Source organism: Paenibacillus contaminans, from assembly GCF_003285015.1.
In the GTDB taxonomy this organism is placed as follows: domain Bacteria; phylum Bacillota; class Bacilli; order Paenibacillales; family NBRC-103111; genus Paenibacillus_V; species Paenibacillus_V contaminans.
The window spans coordinates 92,455-108,442 of sequence record NZ_QMFB01000017.1 but is presented as its reverse complement, the minus strand read 5'-3'; the positions used below and the strand labels follow the sequence as shown (position 1 = coordinate 108,442).

9 protein-coding genes are annotated in these 15,988 nt (G+C 52.8%); 1 reads left to right on the top strand and 8 read right to left on the bottom strand.

The window, feature by feature from the left end; translation table 11 throughout:
- Positions 1-186: 186 nt before the first annotated feature.
- From DQG23_RS25885 to DQG23_RS25850, 7 genes are all read right to left on the bottom strand, one after another.
- Entirely contained in the window at positions 187-5,145 is a 4,959-nt protein-coding gene (locus DQG23_RS25885) for a sugar-binding protein (RefSeq protein ID WP_158560688.1), read from the bottom strand.
- Positions 5,146-5,904: 759 nt separating this feature from the next.
- On the bottom strand, positions 5,905-7,083 hold the full coding sequence (locus DQG23_RS25880; RefSeq protein ID WP_113033935.1) for a TolB family protein: 1,179 nt from the start codon (positions 7,081-7,083) through the stop codon (positions 5,905-5,907).
- Between the two features lie 430 nt (positions 7,084-7,513).
- On the bottom strand, positions 7,514-8,947 hold the full coding sequence (locus DQG23_RS25870; protein WP_238178029.1) for an ABC transporter substrate-binding protein: 1,434 nt from the start codon (positions 8,945-8,947) through the stop codon (positions 7,514-7,516).
- A 111-nt stretch (positions 8,948-9,058) separates the two neighbouring features.
- The gene (locus DQG23_RS25865; protein ID WP_113033933.1) at positions 9,059-9,931 is read right to left on the bottom strand and encodes a carbohydrate ABC transporter permease; all 873 of its coding nucleotides are present in this window, start codon (positions 9,929-9,931) and stop codon (positions 9,059-9,061) included.
- A complete protein-coding gene (locus tag DQG23_RS25860) occupies positions 9,928-10,794 on the bottom strand; it encodes a carbohydrate ABC transporter permease (protein ID WP_113033999.1) in 867 nt (288 codons plus the stop codon). The genes DQG23_RS25865 and DQG23_RS25860 overlap by 4 nt, the downstream gene beginning before the upstream one ends.
- Positions 10,795-11,122: 328 nt before the next feature.
- Positions 11,123-12,898 (bottom strand): cache domain-containing sensor histidine kinase, encoded by a 1,776-nt coding sequence (locus DQG23_RS25855; protein WP_113033932.1) that lies wholly within the window; start codon positions 12,896-12,898, stop codon positions 11,123-11,125.
- A gap of 48 nt (positions 12,899-12,946) precedes the next feature.
- The gene (locus DQG23_RS25850) at positions 12,947-14,578 is read right to left on the bottom strand and encodes a response regulator (RefSeq protein ID WP_113033931.1); all 1,632 of its coding nucleotides are present in this window, start codon (positions 14,576-14,578) and stop codon (positions 12,947-12,949) included.
- A gap of 281 nt (positions 14,579-14,859) precedes the next feature.
- Between DQG23_RS25850 and DQG23_RS25845 the strand changes: the two genes are divergently transcribed.
- Positions 14,860-15,456 (top strand): TetR/AcrR family transcriptional regulator, encoded by a 597-nt coding sequence (locus DQG23_RS25845; RefSeq protein WP_113033930.1) that lies wholly within the window; start codon positions 14,860-14,862, stop codon positions 15,454-15,456.
- A 121-nt stretch (positions 15,457-15,577) separates the two neighbouring features.
- Here the strand turns inward: DQG23_RS25845 and DQG23_RS25840 are convergent, their stop codons facing one another.
- A complete protein-coding gene (locus DQG23_RS25840) occupies positions 15,578-15,988 on the bottom strand; it encodes a response regulator (RefSeq protein WP_113033929.1) in 411 nt (136 codons plus the stop codon).

Sequence of the window (15,988 nt, the reverse complement as noted above, 5' to 3'; positions counted from 1 at the left end):
GAATCGGCAATGTTCTAGGCCACTTTAAACACCCGTATTATACTATTGTTTAATGCAATATGCAAAATAAGCCCCCATCCCCGCTTACATAGCGGTTTTGGAGGCTTTTGCTCATCGTTTCGGAATTCTATCATCCTATTCGTTCAATCTCTATAGCCATTACATTCTGCTATTGCTAGAAGTCCATTACCTCTTCGTTACAACCACAACGATTTTCCCGCTGACCGTTGCTCCGGCATAATTGACGAGCTCACATTGATACTCATACGTACCTATCGGTTTGTTGGCGATAGCCGTTACTGCCGACTGCGCGCCCGGCGTTCGATCGCTAAGCGTTTGCGTATCGATCAGCATGCCGTTCTCGTACAAACGGTACGTCGTACCGTTCGTGCCCCACCACATATTCATGGAGACCTTGTAGTTTCCGTCGCCGTCCCAATTATCCTGGGAAAGAACGGGAACGGCCGGCGCCGCTTGCGTGACCGTTACCGTATGAACGTCGCTTCTCGTCGTGCCCGATGGGTTGACGAGCTCCGCATAGTAGCGGTACGTACCGTTCTTCCGATACGTTACGGACGTGACGGTTGATTGGGCATTCGGCGAATGAGCGGTAAGCGTTTGGGTATCGATCAGGACGTCATTTTCGTACAGCTTATAGGTGCTGCCGTTGTTCCCCCACCACATATTCATCTTCACCGAATAGCTCCCATCCATAATCCCCGTATCATGCCCGTTGTCATCCGACAAGTACGGTTTGCCGGGAGCTTCCGCCGGATTCGGCGGAGGCGTACGCTTGACCGTCAATTCTCCGCTAACCTCGCTGCCAAGCAAATACGCGTCATCGTTTCGGCCGAACGATGCTTGCAACGGGTAAACCGTATCCTGATCGGCGTTCGCCGCCAGTTGGATGGTATAGTCCAGCGTCGCCGCCCCGTTCGCGTCGGTTACCGCATTTCCGACGGCATTCCCGTTTACGGCAAAGGACACGCTTTCTCCCGCAATCGCTTGGCCGTTCTTATCCTGCAGCGACGCTCGCAGCGTTACCGTGTCATTAAGCTTCCCCTCTGCGTTCGACGCTGCCAACATCGTGCTGTGATAAAGCTTGAACGAAACCGTTTGCTCGGTTTTGTTTCCTGCCTGATCGGAAGCTTGCACGGACAAAATATGACTCCCCTTCCCGGTTACAGGCGTACCGGACGTCCAGCTTTCGCCGTTCAGCAAGATCCGGACGGTTTGCAGATCGCCGTCTTCATCTTCAGCCTTCACGACCGGAACAACCGCATCCGTGTAGCTCTCCCCGTTCAAAACCCCTTCGACGGTTATGACAGGGGCGGACAGGTTTTTGATCCACTGAATAGTTCTGTACTTTTTGGGATCCTTCGCCTCCCCGATTCCGGAACCCCATTCGATCCAGCCTTTCCTGCCGTTACCGTCGTTGTCGTTGACAAGCAGCGAGAAGCCGATGACTCCATCCTTGCCGGGTTTTATCGGCGCAAGCTCCGACCAGGGGAGCGCCAGCTCGTAAACCGTCACTTTCCGTTCTTCGTCCCGCGCGATTTGCAAGGATCCGTTCGCAACAAGTCCCTTGTTGGTAGAATCGGGCGTCATCCATCGATAAATTTGCGGCCCTTGCGGCGTTTGGGATATTCCGTATTCGTACCACCCTAGGTTCTCTCCGGGGATACCGGCTATCGCGGCAAATTGGATGCTGTCGTTTTTCCAAATTTCTTCTCCGCCGGCGGGAGCGAAATGGATATCGTCTTTGATGGCCGCTGTCAAATACAATTGATCCTGGTCCCAGTTCAACCAGACGCTGCCGTCCAAGTCTGAAGAACCCGTATAATTTTGCAGCTTTTTGGTTCCCTTGGATAGCTCGATGAGCGGCGGCGACGCTATGGTGACAGGATCAGCCGTTCCATCAACCTGCACGGTTCCTGGAAGAACCGGGTTGAAATCGAACTTCCCTTCATAAACGAAAGGCTCTTTTCCGTCAAAATGAACCGTCACATTGGTCTGGTAAGTGACGCCGTAATCAAAGCCCGCAAGCGGTATATCGAATGTCCGCTCTGCGCCCGGCGGAATGACCGCCGCCGTCAGCTCCTGGCTGCCGGTTATGGTCCCGAGCTGCCAATCGGCTTTCCTGACGGTTAACTCTTGTACGTTCGAATGGTTGCGTATCTGCACCTTCAGCGCTTCGCTCTTCGTATTTACATCGTTTATAACCGGAATGATGCGGACTCCGTATGATGGAAGCGTCTGGACAGCCTGCTTCAGCCTTCCGACTTTCCCCCCGTTTACAGTCAAATCTCCGGTTACATACCGGACACCTTCCCGATCCAAGCCCGGCAGGGCGAACGGCTGCAATGCCGTCTGACCGGCTTCCGCGTACAAGGAGAAGGACGCCCCTTCCACGTCGAACGAAACGGCGAGAGGCGCAGCTTCGGCATTGTTCATCTCCACCTTCAGCGCGACGGGTTCCCCCGTTACCGCCTCGTCCCCGGTAAGAGCAAACGTCGAATCGGCCGAAATGCCGTCAATGTCGCTTTTGATGTAGACCGGCTCTCCGGTAAGCGTTACATACACTTTGCCGTCTAGCGGCGTAAACGTTTCGGTATTCCCCATCATATCCGCTACTTGAATCGCCGAATCCGTATGAATCGCTGCCTGGACGGGGGCATTGGCCCAGACGATCCTTATGCTCCGGCCGTCTTTAGCGAATTTGTAGCTGGAAATACCGGCAGCGATGTTTTCCGTTTCTACGAATTGAGCGCCGATCAATTCTCTCGTCATCGCCGCATATGCCGCATAAGAAGGCTTCGGCGTAAACTGTCCTTGCGGGTCGTTCGCATTCCGAAGGAGACCGAAGTTTTCTTCGTGATAGTCGGCTTTCATGCCGTCGTTCATCAAGTCGTACCAGAATACTTTTTCGACGCCCTCTCCCAGCGCCTGGACATGCGTGCGTACCACATAATCGGCTTGCGTATTTTCGGTAATGCCTATGCCTCCGTTATACGTCGGCCAACCGATCTCCGTAAACCACAGCGGCTTGAGCTGCCCTTGATTGTATTGACGGATCAAGCTTTGCACATTACGCGCGGCGTCTACGATACCGTCCGGCGGTCTTTGGCTCTGGTAAGGATGGATCGATACGGCGTCCATATATTGAAGCCCGCCGAGCTTGAACACTTCCTCCATCCAGCCTAGCGGCGTTCCGGCCGTTGCCATCCCGACAACCGTAACATCCGGTCTGGCGGCTTTTATCGTCTCATAGGTTTTCTTCAGCAGCTTGTAATAATAATCGGGACGGGAGTCCGCGGGACCGTTGCCTCTGTCTCCGAAGCCGCCGTTGAATTCATTGTAAACTTCCACCCATTCGATCCGATTTCCGTACAGATCCAGCAAGGCCTTCCCGTAATCGGCGTATCCCTGACGTCCCGCATCCGTATAAGGCGTACTGTTCTGATCGTAGAACGGATTCGTATAGTCCAAAATGATGAACGGCTTCAAGCCGTCCTGCTGCGTCCGCTGCATATAGGCGTCGCGGTTCGCGGGCTTCCGGTATTGCCCTTTTTCGTACTCGACCGCTTCCCATGGAATTTCATCGCGAAAGTTTTTAGCCCCAGCCCTGCGCAGCAGCTCGCTTAACTCAGGAGTCCATCCTTGAGGGTTTTCCCATGCGAGATGCGTCGATATACCGAACGGGGAGCTCGCTGCCGCGGTCGGATCTGTATCGGTTAAACGGGCAAACGAAACGTCCGCGGTTTTGATCGTCCGGCCGTCTTTCTCCGCAGCAAGCGTTAGTTTAAAATAACCGAGCCGCTGCAGCGGAATCGTCAAATTCAGAAGCCCGCCTTGGACGCCGTCCCTTCCTTCCGCTACCTTATGATTCAAATGATCATATACGCTCCAGCTAACCGTATCCCCCTTGGTTGCGAGTTGGAAGGCCACGGGCTCGTTTTCCAAGAAAATATTGCCCATACGAACCTGCTGGACGGATAAATCAGGCAGGGAAGCCGTCATGACAACGTTATCCAGCCGGATTTCTCCGCTAGATTTGCCGCCGGTCAAACCGGACTTCTCTAGCAAAAATTCGATTTGCTGGGCGGGACCATGCCATTTGCCATCGTTTGCCCCGCTGAAATATAGATAGCCGGTGCCGCCGTCAAACTTATAGATCTCTATCTTCTGCCAGTTTGAAGTAGCCGCTAAAGATATTTTCTGCTGATGCACCTGTCCGGTCGCATCCTTCACGCGCAGTGAGATCGAGGCGGCATCCGCTGTCTGGAGCCAAAATTCAAGCTTCTGCATATCGATAGGCGCAAAGCTTCTGCCCAGCGTGATATATTTGCCGCCGCCGCTGAAATCGCCCCGCAGCTTGCCGGAATAGGCTCCCGCCTTGAACGTGGACGCATCCCGCACATATTCGCCTTTGGCTCCCGGGAAGTCGGTGCCGAGGCCTAGCTTCCATATATCAAAAGCATTCTCGAAGCTCCCGATCGGGGCTTCCCATAAGGGCGCCTGCTGCGGAACCGCCGCCGTTATATCGTCGAACTGCACATCGCCGCTTGATTTACCGCCGTTCAAGCCGGACTTTTCCAGCAAAAACTCCAGCTCCTGAGCGGGCCCGTGCCATTTGCCGTCATTCGCGCCGCTGAAATAGAGATAGCCTAACCCGCCGTTAAATTTGGTTATCTCGACCTTCTGCCAATTCGCGGTTGATGCCAAGGTAATCCTCTGCTGGTGCACCTGCCCGCTCGAATCCTTGATCCGCAGCGTGATCCAAGCGGCGTCCGCCGTTTTCACCCAAAACGTCAGCTTCTGCATGTCCAGGGGCAGAAATTTTTTACGGATCGTCACATATTTGCCGCCTGCGCTGAAATCGCCGTGAAGCTTCCCGGAAAACGTCCCGGAGCTCGAAACGGACGCATCCCGCACATACTCGCCTTTCGCTCCAGGTGCCTCAGTGCCCAGGCCTAAGCTCCAAACCTCGTCATCCGTCTCGAAGCCGCCGACGATTACGTTTTGCAGCGCTTCATCCGCCGCATAAACCGTCTCATTCCCTCTCGCCAGGAATCCGTTCACAGGCAAAATCGTCACAAGGAAAACAAGTACGCAGCTTACCATCCACTTTTTCAATATCAACATGTTCACTCCCTTATCTATCGTCTTCCAGCCTGTCGCTATTCGAAACGCACCGCGCGTTGCTCCCATTACTGCGATAAGGCGCTGCATGACGGCGATCGACCGTTTGTTCCGGCCTGCCGGAGAGCGGCGGCCATTCCTGCACATCAAAGTAAGCGCTTGCACGAAATCGTCTAGGATAAACGTTCCTGCCCCTTCATGTTCCCCCTTGCTGCTCCTGCGGCGCCATGATGAACCGGTACATCCTTTTCATCTCCCCGCCTTCGAATGAGCGAATCCCGCAAATCGATTTTGCCCCCTTGGAGCAGGGGCATCGCCCTTGTCTGCCTCTCCAGTCCGATAACACCCGCTTACAGAGCGGTTTTTACCATCTCGCTGCGAAAACCCTCTCTGCAATTGGGCAAAATCGGGCTCCAGCACGCCAATCCGCTTTTTCTCTCACGCCAATTGTGCAAAATCGGACTCCAACGCAATACCTCGCTTTCTCTTTCACGCCAATTGGGTAAAATCGGACTCCAGCACACCAATCCGCTTTCTCTCTCACCCCAATTGACAAAATCGGACTCCAGCACACTATTTCGCTTTCTCTCTCACGCCAATTGTGCAAAATCGGACTCCAGCGCAACACCTCGCTTTCTCCTTCTCTCCAAGTGGGTAAATGCCTACTCCAGCAGCTCCCCCGACTATTGGCACGTGGTTTCGAACGCTCAGTGGTGAGCCAAACGGAGGGGACTGCAGTTGCCTAACCTGACAACATTGAGCCTATCCCCCCTTTCCGCCAAGCTCTTTCCAATCGCCGATGTCCATCATACCGACCCAAAGCGTATCTTGCTCATCCGAGAAGGTAAAAGTGACCTTGCGGCTGTCGGGACTAAACGACGGATGCGGGTGACCGGGATGAACGCCGCGGCACGGCAGCTCGCAAAGCAGCTTAGACTGTTTCGTCGCCGTATCGATCAGCACGATTCGGGATCTTCCCGGCTCCTGCGTATCCGCAGCCGCGTAACGGCCGTCCGGGCTGACGCCGACATGCCAGTACCTGTAATCGCCGTTCAGGAATGCATGCCGCTCGCCCCGCTTATCCGTGAAATAAACGCCAGTCGGTTTATCCGGACTATGCGCATATTTCACGAAATAGAGCCCGCTTCCGTCGATCGCCCATATTTCGTGCCCTACATACTCCAAAAGCCGCCCGCTTTCATCCCTTTTCTGCGGAAAAACGCTGCTAGATTCGCCTGTTCGAATATCGGCCACCCATAGCCGATCCGCTACATGCTCCGTCGCGCCTTCATGGCAATAAAACACAAGCTCCGGGTCAACCGGATTGACCATCGCATGATTCGCCACCGGATAAGGCTCGTCGAACTTAGGGCGGGCCGCTTCGCGTACCTCACCGCTCACCGTATCGACGGTACCGATCACCCACTCGACCACCCTCGACTCCGCTGCCTCAGATAGCCAGCTTCCCGGCGACTCTTGCTCCTCATTCCGCTCGCTCCAACTTCCCTGCGATTCTCGCCCCTCATTGCGTTCGCTCCAATAAACGCCGAGCGTCCTGCCGTCGTTCGTGATCGAAAGCGGCCCGTCGAAGGAGCAATGCTCCGGCAGCCTGCAAACCGTGCGCCGTTCACCGCTCCACGCATCGATAACGTACAGCTCGTTCCGGTCGAACAAATAGAGCATGTCGTCACACGAAACGACACCGCGCCCCCATTCACCGCCCTCCTCAAGCACCTGCGACTCTCCCGTTTCCGTATCGAAGCGCACGACGCTTCCCGTCCGTGTTGCCCGCTCGATATTCGAGTGCACGATCAAGTGCCGGCTGTCCGACAGCCACGTCATTGCCGTCATATAATGATGCGCCGTATCGCTTCCTTCGCACCCGACCGCAAGTATCGGCAGCCCGGTGATCGTATCCGCAAACCGTCTTCGTGTCAGCATGCTGCCGCCTCCTGTTCCTGCCTTTTCTCTCCCCGCCACACCCTCCAGCCAGCGGAATACGGGTTTCAAGCCGCGCTTCTCAAGTACCCGCGGCTGCGCTGTATGGCGCGGTTGGGGCAGCATAAGGTACTTATTGGCGCTGTATGGCGCGTTTGCGCAGCGTACGACACTCATTGCCGCGCTACATAGCGCGATTGCCGCAGCATACGGCACCCGCCGCCGTGCTGCACACCGCGCGATTGCGGCTGCGTATGACGCCTATTTCGCATCGCGCGCAGCTCCCGTGCACGATGTTCCGCTGCAAGACAGCGATCGGTCGGCCACATGCTGCGCTGCATCGCCGCGGTCAAAACGCATGCGGAAAGAGGAGGATCCCTTAAGGAATCCTCTTTCAAACCGCGCATTGCCTGAAGAAAACCGGCCGTAAACTCTACTGTACCGTCACCTTGGAGAGCACTTCCTCGTCGAACTTCTTCGCCGCGGCGTCAAGCAGTGCTTTGACGTCCGCATTTTTATTGGTCAGCACCTCTTGCAGAACATTCGTCAAAGCCGCATACGTATCTTGGCCGTTATACGACGGCTCCGGAACGCCCTTCATCAGCTTGGCGACTTGCGGATCGAACCGGTAGACGTTATCCGGATATTGATCGACGAGCGCCGCGATTTTTTTGCCGTGCTCGGAATCCGCTTTGTAATAAGCCGGAGCCCCGTACAGGTACACCTGGCCTTTGGTTTTCCGTTCGTCCAGAACCCGTTTCAGCTCCGTGACCTCGCTGTCGTTAAACAAATCGAACGTCATATAATCGAATGCCGCTTGCTGCACGTCAGGCGTTTCCTGCGGATTGACGACGTCATAGTTGCCGCCCAGCACGCCCGTATGATCGCCGCCCTTCGCCATCGACGGTATCGGCAGGATCATCAGATCTTCTTTTTTCATGCCGCCGTTGTTGACCGAGTCCTCGATCTTCTCGCCCAATACCATTGCCGCCCGGCCCTGCTTGAACAAATTGTAGACATCGCCGTAGTTCAACGCCCAGTTCTGCGGGAGCGCATCGCCTTCCCATCTTAATTTCTTCACAAACTCCATCGCTTTGACGCCGGCATCGGAGTTGAAGGCGGACGTTACTTTGCCGCCGGCTACATTTTGCGCGGTACCGCCGGCCGCGTACAAGAAATTCGTCCAGTTCCAGCCGCCTTCATTGCCTTTGGCCATCATGGCGAACCCGGCTATCCCTTTGCCTGGATCGGCAGTCGCTTTAGCCGCCGCGTAGAAATCGTCCCATGTCCAGTCAGGCGTCGGCAGCGGAACGTTTTTGGCTTCGAACAGCTTTTTGTTGACCATGACGGACATGATATAGCCGTTGGCCGGTACCGCATACATTTTGCCGTCAATCTTGAACGGGCCTGTCAGTTTTTCGTTAAAATCATTGGCATGCGCATACTTCGCCAGGAACGGCGTCAAATCCGTCAGCCACTTGCGTTCGAGCAGCGTCTTGCCTTCGGTAGCCGGCGTACGGAACCAGGAAGGCGCTTGATGAGCGGCCATCTTGATGCCGATTTCATTCGGTGAATACTGCCAGTCGTTCTTCTTCAGGGTCACGTTCGGATATTTGTCTCCAAAACGCTTCATCTTGCTGTTCACCATATCGATTGCCGCAAGATTGTCGGACTTCGGAAACTGAACGGTCATCGTGACCTGCGGCGGTGCCTTGGTTGCCGCGCTAGGGCTAGGGCTCGATGCCGGTTCCTTCGTCGGCGCACTTCCATTGCTGCCGGAATTTCCGTTATTGCCGCCGCCTCCGCAGGCGGATACGACCATCGACAGCGCGAGGATCGACATGATGCCGATAGATTTCTTTTTCAATTTGTGGTTCCCCTTCCTATTTATGAGTAATGGATGACAAATTCATCATACTTGGGCGTAAAATCGAAATCGATGACGGATCCAAGGATTGTAATGACGAATCCACCTGGACTATCCTTTGATCCCGGAAAGGTTAAGCCCGTGCATAATGTTGCGCTGGAAGATCAGAAAGAATACGAGCGGCGGCGCCATGACGACGGTCAGCACGCTGAATTTGACGTTCCAGGACAAATTGAGCGACTGGACGATATTGCGGTACACGACGGAAGCGATCGGATACTTTTCAGGCGTCGTCAACACTAGAGACGGCCAATACCAGTCGTTCCAGGTCGAGGTGAACGAAAAAATAAGCAGCGTCGAAAAAACGGGTACCGACATCGGCACGGCAAGCTTGTAAAAACAGCGCAATTCCGACGCTCCATCGAGCCGCGCCGCTTCGAATAATTCCTTGTTGATGCCGTCGAAAAAGCTTTTGAGCAGCATGATATTGAAGGCATTGGCGCCTGCAGGCAGCCAGAACGCCCAGTAGGAATCGATCAGTCCGAGGCTCTGCAAATTCAGAAAGCTTGGAATCATATAGGTGGCGCTCGGGATCATAAGCGTGCTCATAAAAAATAGCGTAATGCCCTTACGTACCGGCAGCTTCATTTGGGATAGACTGAAGGCGGCAAGTCCTACAATAATCAAAGGAATAATCGCATTTCCCGCAAAAAGGACCAGCGTATTCCATGAGGCCCGAATCAAATCCACGTACAGAAAACCTTCCGAGTAATTGCTCCATTCCAGCTGCTTCGGGAAAAAGCTCGGCGGAAACGTGAAGATTTCCTGCTTCGTTTTGAATGATGAGAGGATCGTCGTTCCGAACGGATACAGCATCGTCACGGCAAGCGCGAGCAGGGCAAGCAGCATGACCGAGTAGCCGGCGCGAACCGAATTTTTTTTGAAATCATAAGAAGACATGATACTGCGTTCCCGGTTGCTCATGCTTGTTTGCTCCTTCCTTGGAGGTAATAAAGGACGATCGATAACGAAGTGAGTACCAGAAACATGAGAACGCCCATCGCGGAAGCTCTTCCGTAATTTAAGTTCGTAAAGGCCTCATTAATAATCTGATACATATACGTCAGCGTCGCATGGTTCGGCCCTCCGCCCGTCAGCGCCATATGGGTCATGAAGCCCTGCGAGGTGCTGATCAGCTGCAAAATGAACAGAAGCATATAGAGGTGGCGGATGCCGGGAATCGTAATGTAACGAATGCGCTGCAGAACGCCTGCACCGTCAATTTCGGCAGCCTCGTATAAATCCTTGGGAATGCCTACGATGCCCGCCAAATAGATGAGCGTCGCCCCGCCGAAGCCCTGCCACGTTTCGGCGAGAACGATCGAGAGCATGGCCATGCTTTTATCCGTCAGCCACATGAACGGATGAGCGCCGAACCAGGACAGGATCTGATTCGCCGGTCCGAGCGGATCGTACAGCCATTGCCACATCCCGTAAAGCACGACCGCCGGCACGATATGCGGCAGATACACGATTAAACGCATCGCTCCTTGAAACCACCGAAGCTCGGATATTGCAATCGACACGATACTGGGAACCCAGAAGCCGATCAGCACGCATAAAAGCATATAATTGATCGTGTTCCAGACGGAAGTACTCAGTACGCTGTTCGATAACACCTCGCGGTAATTGGTCAGCCCGATGAACGTGCTGCCGCTTACGAAATCGACGTTCATGAAGCTGTACACGACCCCTTTGGCGATCGGCGTCCAGAGAAACAAACAAAATACGATAATTGCCGGCATCAGGAAGAGAATGCCCCATAAGTAATCCCTGCATTTTTTCATGAACGGGTTACCCGTCTGTTTTTCCTGTATCCTTGCGGCCTGTGCGGACACCTCCCCACATCCTTTCTGCGATTGTATACGTCTTATTGTAAAGACAACCGCTCGGCGATCCCATGACGGCTCCTCCGCACTTTATGATCGATTCTCTGCAGATAAGGATAAACGCCTTCCGGCGTCGTTGACGCCGGCGTTTACCGTAGGTTTAGAGCTGCTTCCACGAATTGCTTCTGATAGACACAAATAAACCTACCGGAAAAATCGCCGCTAGGTCCTAATTGTGCGCGCGTGGGTGGGGGTCAACGTTTGCGCAGGGATAGAGGCCGGATTATTACCCCGTATATGCCGCTATTTCATCTTCCGCACGGTTGACGGGAAGTCGGATTATAACCTTCGTCCCGCCTTCGTCCCGTACCGAGTACGTCAGTCCATACGCGTCTCCGAACCGTAATTGGATCCGTTTATGCACATTCCGGATGCCAAAGCCCTTATCGGGATCGGCCGTTCCCGACAAGAGCGCGTGAATCTTCTCCAAATCCAGCGGCCTGAAGCCGTTGTCCTCCACGGTTATGAGGAGATTGCCGTCCGACACGCGAATGCCGATCCATAATTCGCCTTCCCCGTCCATTTTCCCGATACCGTGAAGAATGCTGTTCTCCACGAGGGGCTGAATGATAACCTTCGGCAGCAAGCAGCCTTCTATCCCCTCTTCGACATGAATGTGAAAGTGAAAGGAATGGTTATACCGTTTCTCCTGCAGATGCAGGTACGCTTCGACGTGATTCAATTCTTCGCGGATCGTAATGATTTCTTTGCCGCGGCTTAACCCGATCCGCAGCATCGTCGATAAATCCCGGACCATATCGGATACTTCCGGTACGCCTCCCCGGATTCCATACCAATATACCGAGTCTAGCGTGTTATAGAGCAAGTGCGGCGTGATTTGAGAGTGCATCAAAATCAGCTCGGATTCCTTCTGCTTGATTTCCATAACGTATTTCTCTTTGACCAACTGATTCAGCCGTTCCGTCATCATATAGAAATAGCGGTATGAAATGCCGATTTCATCTTTTCTGCCCTCTTCGGGAGCCCTAGCCATTTCTTTGCCCGGCACATAAGAACGGGTGAGGCTTGCCAGTTTCACCATCGGTCTCAAGACAGATTTGCTCAAATAAAACAAGAAGAATAAAATAACGACGAAATAGCAAATTGCGCTAATCTGGATAATTTCCTGAACGTCATTATAGGAGCCTAGCAAGGAACTGAGCGGAATCTCATAAACAAGCCGATTCTCGTACGAAGGGCTGTCATGATAAACATACATATGGCTGTTCGTGACCCACACGTTCGGCAGCAGTTCTTCGCCGCTCTCCGGCATGGAGAAGGATAATTCGCCCGGGTCGGATCCTACCAGCACCGCTCCTCCGGAATCGGTTAGAAATACTCTTGTCCGCTCCGGCAGCTCGATAGATTTCATTTCCGCAAGCAATAGATTTTCAATCTCCGTCGCGGCAAGTATGCTGATCGTTTCTCCCCTGTCGGACAGATTCGTGACGGCTCTTAAATAGGCGATCGTTTTCTGTGAATTCGGATTAAAGCCGAACTTCTCGATAAAGGCTACCAAGCCCCGCCCGTCTGCCTCCGCCGCTTGCTGCTGCCATGCCTTACCCTCCATATCTTGAACGAAAAAAACGCCCGAGCCCGATACATCGGTAGAAGGGGCAAAGTAATAATCAGCCGGCTGTTTCGTCAATACGAACAAGGAGTATTTCACGCTTGAGGAATAGTTGGCGAGCACCTTTTCCGTTGCGATATACTTTTGTACGCGCTGTTCCGTATTTATCGCGTTATCGTCTTTCCATTGCTGCATAAGCTCCGAGCTCATGATCGTCACAAGCTTCTGGTCTACGGCATCCATGACCCTGTCCATCGTCGCATGATTTTGCTTGTTTAATTCGGATAAAGCCTTCCCCACCTGCAACTTGATGGCAAGGGATGCCCGGCCGGAAGCAAACCAGAAAATAATCAGCATCGGAATGAGGATGAACACGATGACGAACAGCAAAGCCTTCTTGGTTAATCGCTGCGATTGCGCTCTTCTGAACAATAGCGTCCCCCCGTTACACGCATACTTCTAGGTGCCTTTTTAAGCCGGTTACGACCCTCGGACCGTATTGGGACTTTCCCCGTAATACCGTTTAAACACGCGGCTAAAATGCTCCGGCGATTCGTATCCGACCTCGTCCGCTATTTCATAACGCTTCTTGTACGTGTTCATAAGCAGCTGCCTGGACTCCTCCATCCGCAGCTTCGTGACGAACTCCCAGACCGTTTCGGCTGTTATTTGCTTAAATAAATAACTCAAATAGTTGGGGCTTAAATGCACATGGTCCGCCACATCCTGTATTTTCAGTCCTTTGTTCCGGAAATTGAGGCGAATATAAGCGATGGATTGCTGTATAACCGCTTGATCGTGATCGCTCATGGAGCTATGAACGAGTTCCGCCGCCTCCGATAAAAATACGGCCAGACGCTTCTTTAGTTCGTCCCCCGTAAGCGGAAATTGAAAAAAGAGGATCGGTTCGAGCGCCTTATGCCGATCCCCCACCGTCTCTTTCATCTCCAGCAAGCTCGCATATACCCGATAGGCGATACTCAGCGGAATGCCGGCAGTGGAATCGTCGCTCTCCAGGACGGGAGCTATATCTGCGATAAACCTGCGTACCGTTTCCCCCGCTTCCTCCGGCTTTTTCCCGGTCTTGACAGATTCGATGAACCGGTCGGTTTTTTCCTGCCAATTGACCTGTACCGACGCTTCCTTCAAAGAGAAGTCCTCGGCATAGAAGACATTGTGATTGGCGTAAAGCGCATGCCATTTAACTGCTTTGGCAGCATCGCGATAACCCTCGGGGAGTGCTTGCAGCCCCAGCCGCAAAGGACTGATCCCGACAACCGCCTCCATATGAAGGTAGCCTTGAATGTTTGCTGCGAGCGTTTTCCCGATCAAATTCAGCTTCGATATATGTTCCGCCCTGCCCGGAGCGTATTCGGACTCATGAAACTGGACAATCGTTGCAATTTGATTGCCTTGACCGTAGAAGGCTACCGCGTTCCATTCCGCCAGCGTCTCTTCAATAATATTGACGGCCGCATACTTCAGCAAATTCCGGTCGCGCAGCGATTGGATCGCACCGCCGCCAATCCCCGCACGTTCCCATGAAAGCTCAATAACAAGCGTCGCAAAATAAGGCCCTTCGAGCTTTAACCCGATCTGTTCGAATATAAACAAATAATCGTCCGTATCCTCCAGCGAACCCGTTACGATTTCGTTTAAAATGTAGGATCGCATGGACGATATGCCCGTCATCGAAAATTTAAGCTTGAGCGAGTCTTCCAAAAGCCGCTTATATTTCTCATGCCTTTCCGAAAGCTCCCGGCCGACGACCTGAACCAATTGAGGCAGCAAAACGGGTTTAATCAAGTAATCCCTTGCCCCCAGCCGAATGCATTTCTGCGCATATTCGAATTCATCGTGCGCGGATATGACCACGACCGGAATATCCGGCTTTTCGGACAAAATCGACTCCATCAGCTCGATGCCGTTCATGCCATCCATCTGGATGTCCGTCAGGACTAAATCGATGGTTTCCATACGCAAATAATCCAAGGCCTCATAACCGTTCCACGCCGTAAATACTTGCGAAATGTTTAGATCGGACATCTCCAGGAATTCCTTGATGCCTTGACATACAATCGCTTCATCGTCTACTACAAGCACTGTGTACATGGATGCACTCCCTCGTTCCGATGAAAACTGCTGATCGGCTTGATTCTAGCTGCAACAGACCGTTATTTTTCATTATGTAACCGGCCAACGGCCTTTGTCGATGACCGATCCTTCGACATTGATGACGTTTCCTTCGCGAACAAGCGATTTCCCGCTTATCGCGCTTGATCATTTGCGGCTTGTTTGACTATAATCAAAGTCATGACGATTTACTTGATAAAAGATAACTCTCATGAAACTTCCAGAGGTTGGGGGGACTATTAAGTATTGGGAGGATTCCGATGAATCAGAAGCAGGACGATTCGAAGCGCAGAATTTTGGATGCGGCCAAAGCTTGTTTTGCCAATAGCGGTTACGATCAAACGTCCATCCGCAAAATATGCGAAACGGCCGATGCGAACCTTGCGCTCGTTGCCTACTATTTCGGCTCCAAGGAGAAGTTGTATTATACCGTTATCGAGCAATTGCATATCGAAACGAACAAGCTGTTTGACGACAAAGCTCCCGAGCAAAATCCGCGGGAAGCGCTTCACCATTTTATCGACACCTTCACCCGCATGCGTACGAGCAACAAGCAGTTCCACATGCTGCTGAGACATGAGCTGTCTTCGCAAAATCCGCGAGGCGAGCATATTCGCCGCATTATTTCCCCTTACTTCGACCATCTCAAGAAGATCGTCATTGCCGGGAAAGAGCAGGGCGTTTTTGTCTATGAATCGCTGGAGCTGACTTTGACTTTCATCGCGTCGATTCTTGTGTACCCCGCGTACGATTCCTATCTTGTCGTTGCTCCACCGGCACCGGATGCATCGGCGAAAGCCGAAGCGGAGCAAACGGCCGCTTTTATTTTTGCGGGCTTGCATTGCAAAGCAATGTGAACGCCGGCTATCCGGGCATAATCTTGCCATACCCCCTCAAAAAAATGGAGAGCACCGGAATATATAGTAAAATAGCAAAACAGGAAAGCCTCAATTCGGGGCTCTCCTGTTGTATTACTTTTCATTGTTCTATGCGGTACTCCGCTTTGGTCAGCATATCTTTAAAAAGAATATGATTTCGAATCTTCGCCTTAATGCTCGTTACATTAAAAGGCTTGGCGATATAATCGATCGCGCCCGCTTCCAGCCCTTTCTCTTCATCCTCCTCATGATCCAGAACGGATATGAAGATGACGGGAATGGCTTTCGTCGACGGATGCTTTTTCAACCGCCTGCACACCTCGTAGCCGTCCAAATCCGGCATCATGACATCCAGAAGAATAAGATCAGGCAGATGGCGCAGGGCAGCTTCATAACCTTCCAGCCCTTTGGTAGCAAACAAAATCTCGTATTGGTCCCCGATAATGGCGTGAAAAAGCTCGATATTCGTGTACGTATCGTCGATTATCAAGATCGATTTTTTGCTTTCCAT